12 protein-coding genes are annotated in these 15,583 nt (G+C 40.1%); 7 read left to right on the forward strand and 5 right to left on the reverse strand.

Annotation, left to right across the window (positions count from 1 at the left end):
- Positions 1-57 precede the first annotated feature (57 nt).
- From A7P55_RS16100 to A7P55_RS16115, 4 genes are read right to left on the reverse strand one after another with little or no spacing between them, the layout of a single operon-like run.
- Positions 58-813 (reverse strand): ABC transporter ATP-binding protein, encoded by a 756-nt coding sequence (locus A7P55_RS16100; RefSeq protein ID WP_171552885.1) that lies wholly within the window; start codon positions 811-813, stop codon positions 58-60.
- A gap of 36 nt (positions 814-849) precedes the next feature.
- A complete protein-coding gene (locus tag A7P55_RS16105) occupies positions 850-1,638 on the reverse strand; it encodes an ABC transporter permease (RefSeq protein WP_171552886.1) in 789 nt (262 codons plus the stop codon).
- Positions 1,638-2,477 carry an ABC transporter permease gene (locus tag A7P55_RS16110; RefSeq protein WP_171552887.1) on the reverse strand — a complete coding sequence of 280 codons (840 nt, stop codon included), beginning with the start codon at positions 2,475-2,477 and terminating at the stop codon, positions 1,638-1,640. Before A7P55_RS16110 ends, A7P55_RS16105 begins: the two co-directional genes overlap by 1 nt.
- 3 nt (positions 2,478-2,480) lie before the next feature.
- Positions 2,481-3,554 (reverse strand): ABC transporter substrate-binding protein, encoded by a 1,074-nt coding sequence (locus A7P55_RS16115; RefSeq protein ID WP_171552888.1) that lies wholly within the window; start codon positions 3,552-3,554, stop codon positions 2,481-2,483.
- 313 nt (positions 3,555-3,867) lie between these two features.
- On the opposite strand from A7P55_RS16115, the gene A7P55_RS16120 reads away from it, so the two are divergent.
- The 4 genes from A7P55_RS16120 (at position 3,868) to A7P55_RS16135 (ending at position 7,192) form a co-directional block, all read left to right on the forward strand.
- Positions 3,868-5,001, forward strand: coding sequence for an LLM class flavin-dependent oxidoreductase (locus A7P55_RS16120; protein WP_171552889.1), 1,134 nt, complete (start codon positions 3,868-3,870; stop codon positions 4,999-5,001).
- A 190-nt stretch (positions 5,002-5,191) separates the two neighbouring features.
- On the forward strand, positions 5,192-6,019 hold the full coding sequence (locus A7P55_RS16125) for an energy transducer TonB (protein WP_171552890.1): 828 nt from the start codon (positions 5,192-5,194) through the stop codon (positions 6,017-6,019).
- Positions 6,020-6,050: 31 nt separating this feature from the next.
- The gene (locus A7P55_RS16130; RefSeq protein ID WP_004660922.1) at positions 6,051-6,788 is read left to right on the forward strand and encodes a MotA/TolQ/ExbB proton channel family protein; all 738 of its coding nucleotides are present in this window, start codon (positions 6,051-6,053) and stop codon (positions 6,786-6,788) included.
- The gene (locus A7P55_RS16135) at positions 6,788-7,192 is read left to right on the forward strand and encodes a biopolymer transporter ExbD (RefSeq protein WP_004655022.1); all 405 of its coding nucleotides are present in this window, start codon (positions 6,788-6,790) and stop codon (positions 7,190-7,192) included. The genes A7P55_RS16130 and A7P55_RS16135 overlap by 1 nt, the downstream gene beginning before the upstream one ends.
- Before the next feature lie 107 nt (positions 7,193-7,299).
- On the opposite strand, the gene A7P55_RS16140 is transcribed toward A7P55_RS16135, so the two are convergent.
- Positions 7,300-8,883 carry an ABC transporter substrate-binding protein gene (locus tag A7P55_RS16140; RefSeq protein WP_171552891.1) on the reverse strand — a complete coding sequence of 528 codons (1,584 nt, stop codon included), beginning with the start codon at positions 8,881-8,883 and terminating at the stop codon, positions 7,300-7,302.
- 275 nt (positions 8,884-9,158) lie between these two features.
- Between A7P55_RS16140 and A7P55_RS16145 the strand changes: the two genes are divergently transcribed.
- The 3 genes from A7P55_RS16145 to A7P55_RS16155 all read left to right on the forward strand — a co-directional run bounded on the left by A7P55_RS16145 (position 9,159) and on the right by A7P55_RS16155 (position 15,555).
- On the forward strand, positions 9,159-11,771 hold the full coding sequence (locus A7P55_RS16145; protein WP_171552892.1) for a TonB-dependent receptor plug domain-containing protein: 2,613 nt from the start codon (positions 9,159-9,161) through the stop codon (positions 11,769-11,771).
- 238 nt (positions 11,772-12,009) lie between these two features.
- Positions 12,010-14,343 carry a TonB-dependent receptor gene (locus A7P55_RS16150; protein WP_354667324.1) on the forward strand — a complete coding sequence of 778 codons (2,334 nt, stop codon included), beginning with the start codon at positions 12,010-12,012 and terminating at the stop codon, positions 14,341-14,343.
- An 18-nt stretch (positions 14,344-14,361) separates the two neighbouring features.
- Positions 14,362-15,555 (forward strand): LLM class flavin-dependent oxidoreductase, encoded by a 1,194-nt coding sequence (locus A7P55_RS16155; RefSeq protein ID WP_171552893.1) that lies wholly within the window; start codon positions 14,362-14,364, stop codon positions 15,553-15,555.
- Positions 15,556-15,583: the final 28 nt, after the last annotated feature.

A 15,583-nucleotide genomic window follows, 5' to 3' on the forward strand; every position in this document is an offset into this window, starting at 1 on the left:
TATCACGACATCGTCTGTTTTCTAAATCATATTAATATCGATCAATATTCGATTTAATTATGCGGTATGATCCAGTAGATGAAGTGCTTGATTACGAAAATTGAATAAGCTTTCACTGTCTTTATGTCTTGGATGGGCTAAAGGAATAGGTATAATTTCCTTGATTTTCCCTGGTCGAGCTGACATCACAATCACACGATCTCCAAGATAGACTGCTTCTTCAATATCGTGCGTCACAAGAATCATGGTGATTTTTTCATGTTGCCAGATACGTTGCAGTTCAGCCTGTAAATGACTCCGGGTCATGGCATCCAATGCACCAAACGGTTCATCTAAAAGTAAAATATCAGGTTTATTGACCAACCCACGTGCAATGGCAACCCGCTGCGCCATACCGCCAGACAATTCGTGAGGGTAGGCATTCTCGAATCCAGTAAGTCCAACAATTTCAATATGCTCTTTCACACGTGCATTTTTTTCTGAACTGCTTAACCCCGTTTCTTCCAGCGCCAAATGGATGTTTTCGGAAACGGTGAGCCAAGGAAGTAAGCGATGCTCCTGAAAAATTAAGCCTCGTTTTAAATCTGTCCCTTGGATCGGAATTTTATTGAGTAAAATTTCACCTTGATAGTCTGGGTCTAGTCCTGCAATTAGACGAAGTAGCGTCGATTTTCCACAACCACTGCTGCCGACAATGGAGATAAATTCGCCTTGCTCAATGTCGAGATGAATACCGTCTAAAACAGTTAAGTTGTTCTGATCACGTTGAAATGATTTATTGAGTTTTTTAATCGAGAGTAAAGGAAAAGACATTTTGAAATCCTGATTGTATTTTTAAAATAGACGCTACTAAGCTCGCCATTGCAGCAGACGTTTTGAAATGAAGTGGATACATGTGGTCATAAAAATACCGCTCATCGTGACGGTCATTGCGCACACCAATAGGATGTCCATTTCAGCATTAATTTCAGCTTTCATCATGAGATTGCCCAAGCCTGTGCCTGCATTGAATAGCAATTCACTTGCTGTGGTGGTGATCCAGGTAAAAGGGACAGCTAAATTTAACCCCGTTAAAATATGTGGCAAGGCTTGTGGCAAGCGGATTCTTTTAAATTCACGCCAAAATGAAAACTGATAGATTCGTGCGACTTCCCTGTATTTTTCATCATAGTGGCTGAGCCCTTGAAAGGTATTAATGACCAAGGGGAAAAAAGAAGCCAGTGCAATAATAAAGATCTTGGCTTCTTCACCATTGCCAAACCATAAAGCAATTAATGGGGTTAGACCGAGGAGTGGAACTTGTCGGATACTGTTAAACAGTGGTGAAACGAGCGCATTAAAAACTTTTGAATAGGCGAGTAACGCGCCTAAAATTAGTCCAGTTGTTGAACCCAATAAAAAGCCTAATCCTGCTTTCTTCAGACTACCCCATGTATTCACCCACAATTCACCTGTTTCTAGTAGTTGAAGAGAAGCAGAATAAATATTCTGTAAAGGGACAAAGGCATAGGCATGACTGGAGCCTAGTCCTGAGTTGTATTGCCATAACGCTAGTAATATTGCTGGAAGTACGAGACCTTGTAATAGGACCACAGGCTGTTGTAATGCACCTTTCAAAGTAAGTGATAGTGACGACATTATTTCCCCCTTGCACTGAGCGCAGGTGATATAAAGCGTTGTTCGACCAAACGTAAAAGTTTATCGAGGCTAAAACCAATCACACCTGTAATAAATACCCCGACCATCACCACATCCAGACGGAGCATTTGCCGTCCAAGCTCCATCATCTGACCAATGCCAGTACCCGCTGCAAGTAATTCAACGGCAACTAAAATCAACCATGCTCGGCCTAATGCAATTCGCAGTCCACTGATCAAGGGTGGTAATGTTGAGGGGATGACGATGTACCTAAGCCACGCTCGCGTTTTAAGTTTGTAGATTTGACCGAGTTCAATGTATTGTTTAGGAATATTTTTCACTGCATCTGCTGTTGCCAAAGCAATTGGGAAAAAACAGGCTTTGATAATGAGTAAAATTTTAAACAGTTCGCCAATCCCAAAAACGAGAATAAAAATAGGAATAAGCACAAAGATCGGAATCTGGTAAAGCAGATTAAATAAGATATAAGTGTAATTACGGAATGTGGTGATTGAACCATAGGCAATTCCAAAAGCAATGGCACTGAGTGCTGCAATAGAAAATCCAAAAAATAATCGAGCAAGACTATCCTTTAAGTGCAGTTGTAGTTCACCACTTTGCGATAAACTAATAAATGTATTCCAGACCGTTGCGGGTGGCACCAGAATTTGAGTTGGAAAAATTTGTAAAGAGCAAATAAATTGCCAAGTAAGTAAAGCCAATATAGGGGAAATCAGCGAGAGCAGCCCATACAACGGCTCAGCAGAAATCCTCCTCCATAACGGTGATCTATCTACAACGATATTCTTTTCAAGAGGAGGATTCACAAGCGTTTTCATCGCTTAGTCTCCCTGTTTCTTCTGCTGATCGTTTGCATGTAAATTTTGAATTGCTTGCTCGGCAAATTTTGGATTTAGCAGTTCATCTGCCTTGACTGACGTTTGAATCAACTGGTTTTTCACAGCATGATCAATGACTTTGGCATAGTGTTGTTTAAGGAAATTAACTTTGTATTCAGGTGACCAATCCTGTTGCCATGTACTTGCACTATTTTGGCTTTCACGTTGAATCACAGACAAAGGTTGTCCAAACTTGGTTTGACTCTGCTGAAATTCATTTTGGTGTTGGGATATCCAGTTCATTGCCCTAACTGTTGCATCAGCAAGTAATTGAGTGGTCTCTGGATATTGTTCAATATAGTTTTTACGTCCCCATAATTCCGCACGCATTTTCCAGTCAGCAGGCAAGGATTGAGATGACCATATAATTTTACCGAGATGGCGGTCTTGTAACGTCAGCGCATCACTTAAAGTAAAAAATGCATCCACACTTTTGGCAGATAAAGCTGCTGCACCTGCTTGAGGGTTGAGGTTAATAATTTGAAAGTCTTTGAGGTTTAAACCTTTGCTTTGTATCAGTTGACCAAAATTGATTTCCCAAGGACGGCCACGATGTAAAGCAATTTTTTTACCTTTTAAGTCTTCAATACTTTTTACCTGTGAATCAGGTGGCACAATCAGATAGACATTATTACCAATCCCTCCAGGCACAACAATTTGTGTTTTTACCCCAGTTGCATTCAGTACCACAGCTGGTAGGTTGCCATAAAAAGCAAAATCAATTTTATTGTTCAGGAAACTTTCATTCACTAAAGTCGCTACAGCAGCAGTTGTTACTGGCTCCCATTTCAACTCAATATGTTGTTGCTTTAAGGCCTTGAGAAAAATAGGGTCTTGAGAGATGAGTTGTGGCACGCCAATAAAGTCCAGACTACCTGATGTTCCATTTGCTACCACAGCAATATGCAACTGTTGCTGAGTAGGTTTACTCTCAGATGCTTGTTCGTTTTGTTTTGCATCGCAAGCGACTAGTCCTAAAAGACTAAAACTTAAAAATAAGCTAGGAAGAATACGCATATCATCATAAGAATTAAAAAATATAGAGGAATAGAGCAAGAACTAAGCCAAAATAATTAATATATAAAAATCAATAATTTATTATTTTTTATGCGGATTATTGTTGTTGAGTCAGTGATCTATGCTGTGAAACAGACATTTAAAAGTATTGAAGTGTTGAAATTTCAACACTATGTTTTGGTGTGTTTTTACAAAGTTTAAATAAAACAATGATATATGTTAAAAATTTATCGAATAAAAAGCGGCATGATTTCTGCTCATGACATAGCTAACGAACACGATGTCGTGAAATGTTTAATTATTGAGAACTATTATGTCAGTTGAGTTTTTATGGAGAATTCCTGTTCATGGGGATGGTCGTCGAGCACATCAGTTACATACCCGTGGTGAATGGAATCAGTTAAATCCAGCAATTAAATCTCCACAACGCGTGGCTCCGCAACATGAAGATCAGTTATTTGCTTACTATGATTATGTACAACAAGTGGCAAAAGCGGCTGATATTGTTGGTTTTCATGGCGCCTTGATTCCCGCTTTTCCTCATACTGAAGAGCCTTGGGTATTGGCTTCAGCATTAGCAAGGGAAACCAAACGACTTCGACTGTTGATTGCGATTCAGCCGTGGTTTATTCATCCAGCCTATGCCAGTCAAATGGCTGCCAGTTTACAGCGTTTAAGTCAGGGGCGAGTCGAGTGGAATGTAATTTCAGGTGGAGGCGGTGCACAGCAACGTGCTTACGGTGATTTTATTGAACATGACCAGCGATATGCACGGACCAACGAGTTTTTGGAGTTTGTAAAAGGTTATTCACATCATGCGCCATTTAACTATGATGGCAAGTTTTTTCATGTTGAGCAGGGTGGGTTGAGATACCCAATGAATCAATATGATGTCCCTCGGTTATGGTTGGCTGGTGCGAGTGATGCCGCCTTACAAGTCGCAGGACGTCATGCTGATATTCACTTAACTTGGGGTGAACCTGTTCAGCAGCAGAAAAAAGTCATTGAACAGGCGCAAGCGTTTTTTGAACAAAACGCGCCTGATCGTAAAGTTAAATTTGGTATGCGTATTGATATACTGGCACGGCCTACACAAGAGCAAGCTTTTCAGGAGCTTAAACAGATGTATGAAACCATTGCTGTTGATGGTCATGCATTTGAACGAAAAGATACTGAGTCGGTCGGCGCAAAACGTCAGCAGGCTTTGGCGCAGGGCAATCGTTTCGAAGACTTATTTGTAAGTCCGAACGTTTGGGCGGGTATGTCCAATGTACGTGGTGGACCAAACTGTATTTTAGTGGGTAGCTATGAACAGGTTGCAGAGCGTTTGCAAGAATATATTGATATTGGTGTTGGTCATTTCATTTTAGCCAGTAACCCTCATTTGGAAGAAGCCTATCGGGTAGCAGAAGAGGTCTTACCACTGGTTGGATATAAATTAAAATAATAAATTTAGATCCCTTTGAGATATCAAAGGGATCTTGTTGTTTGAACAGCATAACACTGTCTGAAAACCAACATATTCAATATCGGTTAATTAAAAAATACTAATTAAAAATATAAAAATCAAATACTTGTTATGTTGGCATGACTTGTGCAATTTTTTGTTCAATATTTTATTTTTCGTTTAAAACCCTATGAGTGAACTAATATTTAACTCGCATAAACGGGCGTTGCTATTTGAACAATATGCACCGGAAGCTAGTTCAAACAACTTAGCAGATCCGTTTACACGGCATTCCTTGGAGCTGACTCAACCACCTCCACCTCGCTTGAATAAAGTGTTGATTGCGATTATTGCAGTTGCTTCTGCACATTTAGGAATTTGGTATATCGCAAAACACTTGCCTACACCGACCTTGGACATTCATAAGCCAGAACCCGTGGTGATTGAAATTGTAAAACCTGAACAACCACCCAAAGTGATTGAACCTAAAATTCCTCCTGTCACAGAGAAACCTAAAATTCCACCGGTTGAGGAAAAGCCAAAACCAATTGTTAAACAGGTCGAACAACCCAAACCTGTACAGAAAATGGTGGAGCAACCTAAACCAGTCGCAAAAGCAGTCACTCAGCCTACGCCACAAAAAGTTGAAGAGGCTGTCGTGGCCAAAGAGGTGGCTCCTGTACCTGTTCAGAAAGTGGTTGAACCTGTGAAGTCGGTCGATGACAACTTACCTGTGACGGAAGCGAAAGGATATGCCGGCTATCTGAGTAATCCTGCACCCGAATATCCAGAACAGGCACTCGAACGTGGTTGGGAAGGTTCTGTGATTTTAAGGGTCAAAGTATTAGCAAATGGTAGCCCTGATACGGTCAGTGTCAAGCAAAGTAGTGGCAAAAAACTTTTAGATAGCGCTGCTGTAAGAACAGTAAAGCAATGGAAATTTTCACCCGCTTTAAAAGGTAAAACCCCTGTAGAAGGTTGGGTCGATGTTCCAATTCATTATCAATTACCGAAATAAATTTAATTTTATAGATTAAGAGGATATTTACATGACTGACATTAATTCATTGATCCATGACGGCACTATCTGGTTATTGGTTGCTTTCTCAATTGTGACTTGGGCACTGGTTGTAATCAAAATAGTTCAGACCCAAAGAGCATCAAAACAAGATAAACGTTTCGTAGAGGCGTTTTGGAAAGCAAAAAATTTATCTGACGCCGTAACTAAATCTGAATCGGGTCAAGGACCAGCAGCACGTGTTGCAAATGCGGGTTTTAAAACACTAATAGAAGCAGATGAAAAAACACACCATGACTTGCAAAACAGTTGGAGCCGTCAGGACCTATTGGAACGTCACTTACGCAAACAAATTCTAACTGAACGTCGTCAATTGGAGAAAGGTTCAGCGCTATTGGCGTCTATTGGTAACAATGCACCCTTTATTGGTTTGTTTGGCACAGTATTCGGAATCATTCATGCATTACAGGCGATTGCCCATTCTGGTAATGCAAGTATGGATGTCGTTGCTGGACCGATTGGTGAAGCATTGATTGCAACAGGAATTGGTATCGCTGTTGCTGTACCTGCTGTGCTTGCCTATAACTACTTTGTACGTAAAGTTAAAGCGATTGGTGCAGACTTAGATGATTTTGCAACAGATTTTGTCAGTTTAAATCAAAAGGCTGGTTTTCAATTACCGACTGCTAAAACCAAAAATACAGCAGAGAGTACGATTCTGAATGATGCTTCAACAAAAGAAGTGAAAGAGAAAGGAGTATTCGCATAATGGCAATTTCTACTTCTCAAGATGATGATGTGGTGAGTGAAATCAACATTACACCGTTGGTGGATGTGATGTTGGTTTTGCTGATTGTCTTTATCGTCACAGCACCATTGCTGACCAATACGGTGAAAGTCAATTTACCTAAGGCCGCACCGACTCAATCCACTGATCAGAATAAAGCTGTCGTGATTAGTGTTAATCCACAGGGTGAGATATTTTTGGATAAGGACAAAGTGTCACTTGCAAGTTTTGAACAAGAAATTCAGTCACGCAAGAATAGCAACCCGAAGCTGGCTTTGAACCTGAATGCGGATGAAACTGTTCCTTATGGGACAGTGGCAAAATTATTGGCAAGTATTGAACGAGTCGGCGTAGATAAATTATCGGTGATCACTGTTCCTCAATAATCCCAGCCACATCTTAAATAGCTGCTTCGGCAGCTTTTTTTAATTCATTCTGTCAGCAGAATAAAAATCCCCTCATAAAGAGGGGAAGCAAAGTTAAACGGATGTGCTTAAGCCTTCCATAATTTCTCAAAACGCCACGTTGGAAAAATAGTATGTTCTGGGGCTAAGCCTCCAATATTTTTTGTGGCTGCATCAATGGTATGGCTAAATCCCCAGATCAGCATTCCACCACGTTCATGTTGAATTTTCTGTGCTTGGGTCAAATACACTTTTCGCTTTGCTAAATCTGGTTCGGCAAGCGCCTTATAAAACAACTCACTATATTCAGGATCTTTAAAATTGATTTTATTGGTTGTTGAAATAGGTGCATCATTGACAACAGCAGTAGATAAATAGGGTGTACCGACATTGGTTGCGTTACTCGACAATTGCCATTTATTGCGGTCTGCTCCATTAAATGTAGCAGCATCGACTTGTTTGACTCGTATATTCACATTGGCATGTTTTGCTTGTTCTGCAAAGATCAGTGCAGGTTGGGCGCTGCCAGCAGGCGCAACAAGTTCAACATTTAAACCATCTTTAAAACCAGCTTGTGCTAATAGTTTTTTTGCTTCCTCGATATTTTGCTGACGTTGGGGTAGGTTAAGAAAAGCAGGGTCCTGTGGTGAGTAGAGATCATTGGCAATACGTCCCTGACCATTTAGCCCACGTTGTACAAGCTCCTCACGATTGGCAATTAAACGAAATGCCTGACGGACTTTAGGATCATTAAAAGGGGCTTGTTGCGTATTAAAGTCAAAACCATTATGGGTATTCGTTTCAGAACGAATGGTTTGAATATGTTTCGCCTGCTCCAGAATTTTAATGTATTCAGGTGAAATGGCATTGGCGATATCAATTTGTCCTGCCAATAAGGCATTTAAACGCGAGACTTGATCTTTAAAATCAATCACCTCAAAACTGTCTGCATAAGGTTGATCCGCTTTAAAATAGTTTTCAAAACGGGTGAAGACAGAACGTTGACCGGGTATAAATTGTTTAACTTTATAAGGCCCAGCACCGACTGGATTGTGGATTGGATCAAAGTCGGTAGGGACGATTCCACCAAAATTCACCCAAGTTTCAGGTAGTGCAACGAAACCAGCAATTGAATTGATAAAAGGAATACGAACGGTATATTCATCTAATTTTTGAATGTGATCCCGATCAATCCATTGCACCAGATTTCGAAACGGTGAAGCAAGCTTTGGGTCAGTTAAACGTTTTACTGAGAAAATCACATCATCAGCAGTCATTGTTTTACCGTGATGGAATTCTAGACCTTTACGTAAACGAATGGTCCATTCACTCGCATTATGATTTGGCTCAGAAAATTCAGCCAAGGCAAGACGTGGCAGCATATTTTCATCCCATTCCCATAGCTTGTTATATATGGCAAAACCTCGGGTAATTCCTGCGCTTGAAGTAGACAGATGTGGATCTAAACTGCCTGACTGTTGTCCACCAATTAGACCCAATCGAATCGTTCCACCATGTTTGGGAGTGAGTGAAGATGGGCTCTGTACTTCAGTACCCTTTTGTGGTGATTGATCGCAGCCAGACAAACTCCCTATTAAAGATACACTACCTACTGCGGTAAGACTTTGTGCTAAAAACTTTCGACGTGACAATAGAATTGATCGACTTGTCATTATAAATACTCATATTGGATAGTCATTTTTATGGACTTGCAGAATAAATGCCAATAATTTATTTATATTTATCAGTGTTTTAATTAATTATAGTTTTTGACTACTGTCTTTATTCCAACAAATCTGTTGAAAAAATAAACATTTATAAAGCTGATATCTAAATATATAAAAATTAAAAACTATTAAATCAATATCTTGGGTGTTGTTTGGAGGCTGTTTAATGATTGGCATAGGCCTTGCGTAACGTACTGTAAATTTACTTTACTGAGTATGATATGAAGCAGCCTTTTCAATTAAAACCTTTAGTGATTGCCTTAGCCTTTTCGGGGGCATCTTTACCCATACATGTGTTTGCCGAAGAAACCCAAAATACATCGGCAAATACTGAAAGTGATGTAATTACTTTGGCAGATGTCGTGGTGACTGGTGCAAATAAAAAACAAACTGTTGTTCCCAACCGTAAAGTGACTTCAATCTATGGAACGGATAGCTCAGTATTAGACACACCTCGTGTGGTGTCCCAAGTATCGGAACAACAATTTCGTGAAGATGTGATCCGTAGTGCAGATGATCTTGTTAAATATGCGCCAAGTATTACCCGAGGTGGAGGACAAAATGCCAATTTCGCACCACAGATACGGGGGCAAAATTCAGAGGTCTTCCAAGATAGTCAACGGATTTATAGTACGCGTCATCCGACTAATTTAAATGCATATGAAGCGGCTGATATTGTGGCAGGGCCGACGGGAGTGATTTTTGCACCTACTTCGGGTTCAGGTGGATATATTAATTATCTCACTAAAAAACCTAATTTTAATAAAGCAGAAACAACGATTTCTGGTTCAGTTGGTTCAATTTATGCAGGGAAAGGTACAGAACCTAATTTTTCTGTCAGTATTGATCATACAGCTCCGATCTCTAAAGAACTTGCATTTCGTGTCAGTGCAACAGCCCAAAAAACTGATGATTATTATGACAATGTGAAAAATAATTTTAATGCATTCTATGGTGCCTTAGCTTGGCGTCCAGATGATAGTCTGCGTGTTGACTGGAATATAAGTTATGACGATTATTATGATTTTAATGTGACACATGGTTGGAATAGGGCAACACAACAATCTGTTGATAACCGTCAGTATTACAAAGGTAGAGCTACGCCAATTATTCAAAATGGTTCAGCTTTCTGGTCACCTGTATTTGAATCTGGAGCTGCGAATTCCAAAGTGATTGGTTGGCAGAATCGACAAAAGAATGATAAAAACCAATATATTGCTGTAGGCCCAGTTCAAACAACACCTTTACCTAATGCAACAGCAAATCAGGCTGGAACGATTCGAGGTTGGGTCTATGATCCATCTATACCTGGCAATGGCTTGGTCAAACTAGACGATAATATTTCTGGTCGAAGTGAAGATAAAAATAGTGCCAAACGATTCAGCACCCAATTAAAATTAGTTAAAGATTTGAATACGCATTGGTCTGTTTCTAATAGTACGCTTTATCAAAACAATAAGGATTTAGGTGATTCAGTTGGGAGTTTCTTTACTGATCTGGAACATGAGTTATTTGATAATCGTCTAGAATTCCTTGCAGATTATGAATTCGAGTTGTTTGGCCTGAAAGTGAATAATAAAAGCAGTACAGGAGGCGCATTTCGCCGTGAGGAATTTACTTCTTTAGCGGCAAATAATAGTTTTAATATTAATCCTTATGATCTGACCAATGATCCTTCTCAAAAAAATCCTGGAGATTTACTGGGGTTGGTCAATAATGGCAGTTCAACAGGAGGTTGGATTGGACAAGCTGGTGTTCCTCAATATTCTCAGTACTTTGGTTATTTAAATCTATCAAGAATGTATCCAGTCGGCCATGGTTTATATGCTGAAAAAGGGGGGTTCCCTCCCAATGGTGGTGGTGCTGTTTATACAGGAACAGGGTCTTGGGATACGTGGAGTGTGTTTACTCAGCAGAACTTTACTTTTAATGATGTGTTTGGCATTAATCTTGGGGTTAATCACAGTTCAATCAAAGCCAAACTGGAAAACCCGTTGGTCTTATTGCCGACAGATGTCCGTTCAGATCGCAATAAGTATAGTTTGCTCAGTTATCAAGCCAGTACATTTATCAAGCCAACAGAAAAAAGTACCCTGTATTTTACCTATGATAAGAGCACTGCACTCAACACAGGTGTTTTTGGCCCATTTCTAATTTGGGGGGCAGGCAATCAACTGAATCCTTTGGCTTTTGACAGTCAAAGTGAATTAAAAGAATTAGGATTTAAATATGAGCCGATCATCGATCAACTATTTCTGACATTGAGCGGATTTGAGCAGAAGCGAGATTTATCACCTGATACCAATGGCAATATGGCGCGTTTTGAAGTGAAAGGGATTGAATCGTCACTACGCTGGCAGCTCCAAAAAAATATTGCAATAGGTGGTAACTTAGCCTATTTAAATGCTGAATATAGCTCAATTATTCCGGCAGGTTTTTCTCCCTTTGGCTTCCATGCAGACAATGCGACTGTCTGGGGGGACAGTAATGGGTTAAACCAGCGTAAAGCAGGTCGTTATGATGCGGCGGGCATTCCGAAATACGCTGCCAGTGCTTATGTGGATTATCAACATCAGTCAGGTTTTGGTGTAAATCTCTCAGGCTGGTGGACCAGTAACTGGTATACCAATTTAAGCCAGACGGTTAAAGTTCCAAATAATTATAATTTAGATTTGGGATTATACTATCGACAACCTCAATGGACTGTGGGCTTAAATATTCTGAATTTAACTAATGAACGTAATTTTGTGAATGGTTTAGCTGGCGCAAATAGTGAATTCTTACAACCAATGCGTCCACTCACGGTGCAGGGACAATTTAGTTATAAATTTTAAATACATGAAATATTTTTAATTCTAAATAGCCATACAGATGTATGGCTATTTTTTCTTTCACTTTTCAAAAATAAATGATGTTGGAATAACAACAACAACATAGAGAAAAATGTTTATCTATCAGCAAAATCTAATCATAAGTTTTATTTTTATTTTTTAAGATATTGAAATTTATAGAATAAATTAAGTGGCATGGAAGTTGCCAATATAAGAATAGATTTATTTAAATGGAGTCACCATGTTTAAGGTCACAAAAATTAGGCAGAGTATTTTAACTGCTATGTGGGGAGTAACAGCGAGTGTTTCGACATTGGCTTTGGCAAATGAAGAGATCGATACAGGCATCACAGCTGAGCAACAGGTGCAGGTGGTGAATGCAAAAGATGTCAAAAAGTTAAGTGATGTGATTGTAACAGCACAATATCGAGCACAAAATATTCAAAAAGTTCCAACTGCGATTACGGCTGTTTCTGGTAAAGATTTGGCTGCCAAGGGCTCAACCTTTATTGGTGATGTTTTAACGTATACACCGAATGCAGCAGCGGAAAATCCAGATGGTGATAGCCGACCACGTTGGTATATCCGCGGTTTGGGTACAGGGGATGTTGCTGCATCGACTGTGTTCCCTGTTGGAATTTATGCAGATGGTGTTTATTTGAATGCACCCGTTGCAGGTGCAGGAGACTTATTCGATCTAGAGCGGATCGAGGTTTTACGTGGGCCACAGGGGACGCTCTACGGTAAAAATACTACAGCAGGTGCGGTTAATTATATTTCTAAAAGACCAACTTTCTCAGAAAAACCAAATGGCTATGCAACGATAGGTGTAGGTGATCATAACCTACGTACTTTCGAGGGGGCTGCCAATGGCAAAGTCTCAGACAATATTGCAGTGCGGGGAGCTTTTTACTCTGAAGATCGTGATGGTTATGCAAAGAATTTGGCTAACGGTGAAGATTATGGTGATGTTGATAAGAAATCTTTCCGTTTCCAGATTTTAGGTAAAGTGAATGACCAATGGAATGCATTAGTTAATTTACATAGTCAAACCTATAATGGTTTAGGAAACAATGGTTCCTTAAGTATAGGCAAATATTGGGGCATCTATGAAAGACCAGAAGGGCGTAATACCAATTTAGATTTAGATGAAAGTAATAAAATTCAGCATGATGGCGCTTCATTCACTTTAAATGGAGATTTAGGAGGGGGCCATAGCTTTACCTCAATCACGGCTTTTGACAAGACCACACAAAAGTCGATTTCAGATGGTGATTACACCCCTTATGATGTTGCGCGAAGTTATAGCGATAATGAATGGCGTCAATATAGCCAAGAGTTTCGAATTTCATCCGATGCGAACAAACGTTTAAGTTGGATTGCAGGATTACATTATTTTAACGAAGAATTAGATTCTACGGGTGTAAGTGCACGGGTCAAGAAAACTTTGCCAAATGGTGCTGCTGCACAGACGGCATCAACTCCTGCATTTAGAGACATTACTTATAATCAAGCCACACAAAGTTTTGCCGTATTTGGAAATAGTACCTATAAATTTACAGATAAATTTAAGGTAACTGGTGGATTACGCTGGACCAGTGAAGAAAAAGATATTGATCTCGACCTAACTCAGATTACAACAGGCGACTACACCAAAGGGAGTTGGTGGAAAAAAGATGGGTATAGCAATGCCATCTATAACCCAACTCCAAATGCGAACGGTTCAACAAGCCGTAAGAAAACATGGAATGAGTTGACCTATGACATTACACCAGAATATGAAATTACACCTGATTTAAATACTTATTTTAGATTTGCACGTGGATTCCGTTCAGGTGGTTTTAATACAGGTTTATCCAGTAGCCTCACTCAACTTGCGGACGTTAACCCTGAATATTTAAACAGTTACGAGCTCGGTTTGAAATCTAGCTTACTGGGTGGGGACTTAGTCGCAAATGCCAATATTTTCTATTATGACTATAAAGATATCCAGACCAATTTATTAGTTGCAACAGAGGGGCAAGGGGGCGGTGTTACTTCAGTTTTAGCCAATGGGCCAAAAGCAGAAGTGAAAGGTGCAGAGTTAGAGCTTGATTATTTAGCCACTGAAAATCTACGTTTACGTTTTGCAGGTGCTTATTTAGATAGTGAATATACTGACTTTGTTGACAAGAACCCTGTAACCAATGTGGTCAATGCTGACAATACTGGTAATCGTCTTGTTCGCTCGCCTAAATATACCGTCGGTATTGGCGGTGAATATACTTTCAACTTAAATGATGGTGCTCGTATCGTTGTTGGTACTGACGCAAGCTATCGTGATCGTGAATACTTCTTGGTGAATCGCCAAGACTACTCAGTTGATCCAATCCTCAGCCAAAAAGCCTATACCTTATGGAATGCCAATATTGGTTATCACAGCGCAAATAATAAATATCAGGTCAATACTTATGTGAAGAATTTGCTGAATGAAGAATATCAGGTACATGGTCGTCCAAATGGCCCAGTAGGCCAATATGTTTTAACCTACGGAAACCCACGCCAAGTTGGTGTTTCATTGACTGCAAGATTCTAAATTATAAGGAAAAATACGATGGGAATTGAATTTTTTACTCGCCTGCCGTTACACGGTGAAGCTGAATTTTTAGCAGGTGATCCTCGAAATCGTGGTGATTGGGCACGAGTACCTGGCGTAGAAAATACGGGAGCGACATCTAACTATCAAGTCGGGGATGACTTTACTTATATTGACTATTTAGCACAGGTGGCGCGCGCAGCAGAAATCAATGGTTTCGCAGGTGCTTTGATGGTCAATGCACCAACAGGAGAGGAGCCTTGGACGGTGTGTTCGCTATTAGCCAGAGAAACCAAGCGACTGAATTTTGTGACTGCATTCCAGCCTTATCACTTTAGTCCATATAACGCCGTACAAAGTGCAGCAACCTACCAACGTGCAACAGGTAACCGTCTGGTGTGGAATATCATTAATGGAGGTTCTGAATTCATTCAGCGTCAAGTTGGCGACGCTACGCCTCATGATGACCGTTATATTCGTGCCGCAGAATTTTTAGATGTGGTGAAAGGATATTGGCACAATGAATCATTCCATTACCAAGGCAAATATTATTCTGCTGAGGGCGGAGGATTGAAATATCCGCTCAACAAGGCTGAGCTACCTATCATTTGTACTGCAGGTTCTTCTGAAGCTGCACGTGAGTTTGGCGCAAAGCACGCAGATTATTATTTAATGCGTGCTGAAAAACCAAGTGAGATTGCCGCATTGATTGCGGATGTGCGTCAACGTGCTGCGAAGTATGGTCGAGATAACATCAAGTTTGGTCTATCCATTGATACAATTGCTCGCCGTAGCGAACAGGAAGCTTTGGCAGAGGCACAACGTTATTTAGATGAAGCAGCAGAGAAGCAACGTTTGCATGCTTCAGCTGCTCATGCAGGACTCAGATCAGCGCGAGTACTCAGTTTTGAAAAAGAATATGCGGATAAAGATGGAAGCAAAAATGTGAATGATTTCTTCATTCATCCCAATGTTTGGTCTGGCTTTGGCTACATTGGTATCCCTCCAGGTGTTGCTTTGGTGGGTAGCTACCAACAGATTGTTGAACGTATTAAGGAATATAACAGTATTGGAATTGACTTGTTCTTCCTTGCCGGTTATCCGCATTTAGAAGAAGCTTATCGTTTAGGTGAACACGTTCTGCCACATTTTAAAAACCAACGTCAGGCATTACAACGTATACCCGAAGAATCAAAGTATCGTATTGCTTAGAATCGCTCTCAATCCTATTCAACCAAGA

This window comes from Acinetobacter sp. Ac_5812, assembly GCF_013072695.1.
Lineage (GTDB): Bacteria > Pseudomonadota > Gammaproteobacteria > Pseudomonadales > Moraxellaceae > Acinetobacter.

Coding starts and splice junctions, on each gene's coding strand:
- A7P55_RS16100 (WP_171552885.1), bottom strand. CDS start 813: ATGTCTTTTCCTTTACTCTCGATTAAAAAACTCAATAAATCATTTCAA.
- A7P55_RS16105 (WP_171552886.1), bottom strand. CDS start 1,638: ATGTCGTCACTATCACTTACTTTGAAAGGTGCATTACAACAGCCTGTG.
- A7P55_RS16110 (WP_171552887.1), bottom strand. CDS start 2,477: ATGAAAACGCTTGTGAATCCTCCTCTTGAAAAGAATATCGTTGTAGAT.
- A7P55_RS16115 (WP_171552888.1), bottom strand. CDS start 3,554: ATGCGTATTCTTCCTAGCTTATTTTTAAGTTTTAGTCTTTTAGGACTA.
- A7P55_RS16120 (WP_171552889.1), top strand. CDS start 3,868: ATGTCAGTTGAGTTTTTATGGAGAATTCCTGTTCATGGGGATGGTCGT.
- A7P55_RS16125 (WP_171552890.1), top strand. CDS start 5,192: ATGAGTGAACTAATATTTAACTCGCATAAACGGGCGTTGCTATTTGAA.
- A7P55_RS16130 (WP_004660922.1), top strand. CDS start 6,051: ATGACTGACATTAATTCATTGATCCATGACGGCACTATCTGGTTATTG.
- A7P55_RS16135 (WP_004655022.1), top strand. CDS start 6,788: ATGGCAATTTCTACTTCTCAAGATGATGATGTGGTGAGTGAAATCAAC.
- A7P55_RS16140 (WP_171552891.1), bottom strand. CDS start 8,883: ATGACAAGTCGATCAATTCTATTGTCACGTCGAAAGTTTTTAGCACAA.
- A7P55_RS16145 (WP_171552892.1), top strand. CDS start 9,159: ATGAAGCAGCCTTTTCAATTAAAACCTTTAGTGATTGCCTTAGCCTTT.
- A7P55_RS16150 (WP_354667324.1), top strand. CDS start 12,010: ATGTTTAAGGTCACAAAAATTAGGCAGAGTATTTTAACTGCTATGTGG.
- A7P55_RS16155 (WP_171552893.1), top strand. CDS start 14,362: ATGGGAATTGAATTTTTTACTCGCCTGCCGTTACACGGTGAAGCTGAA.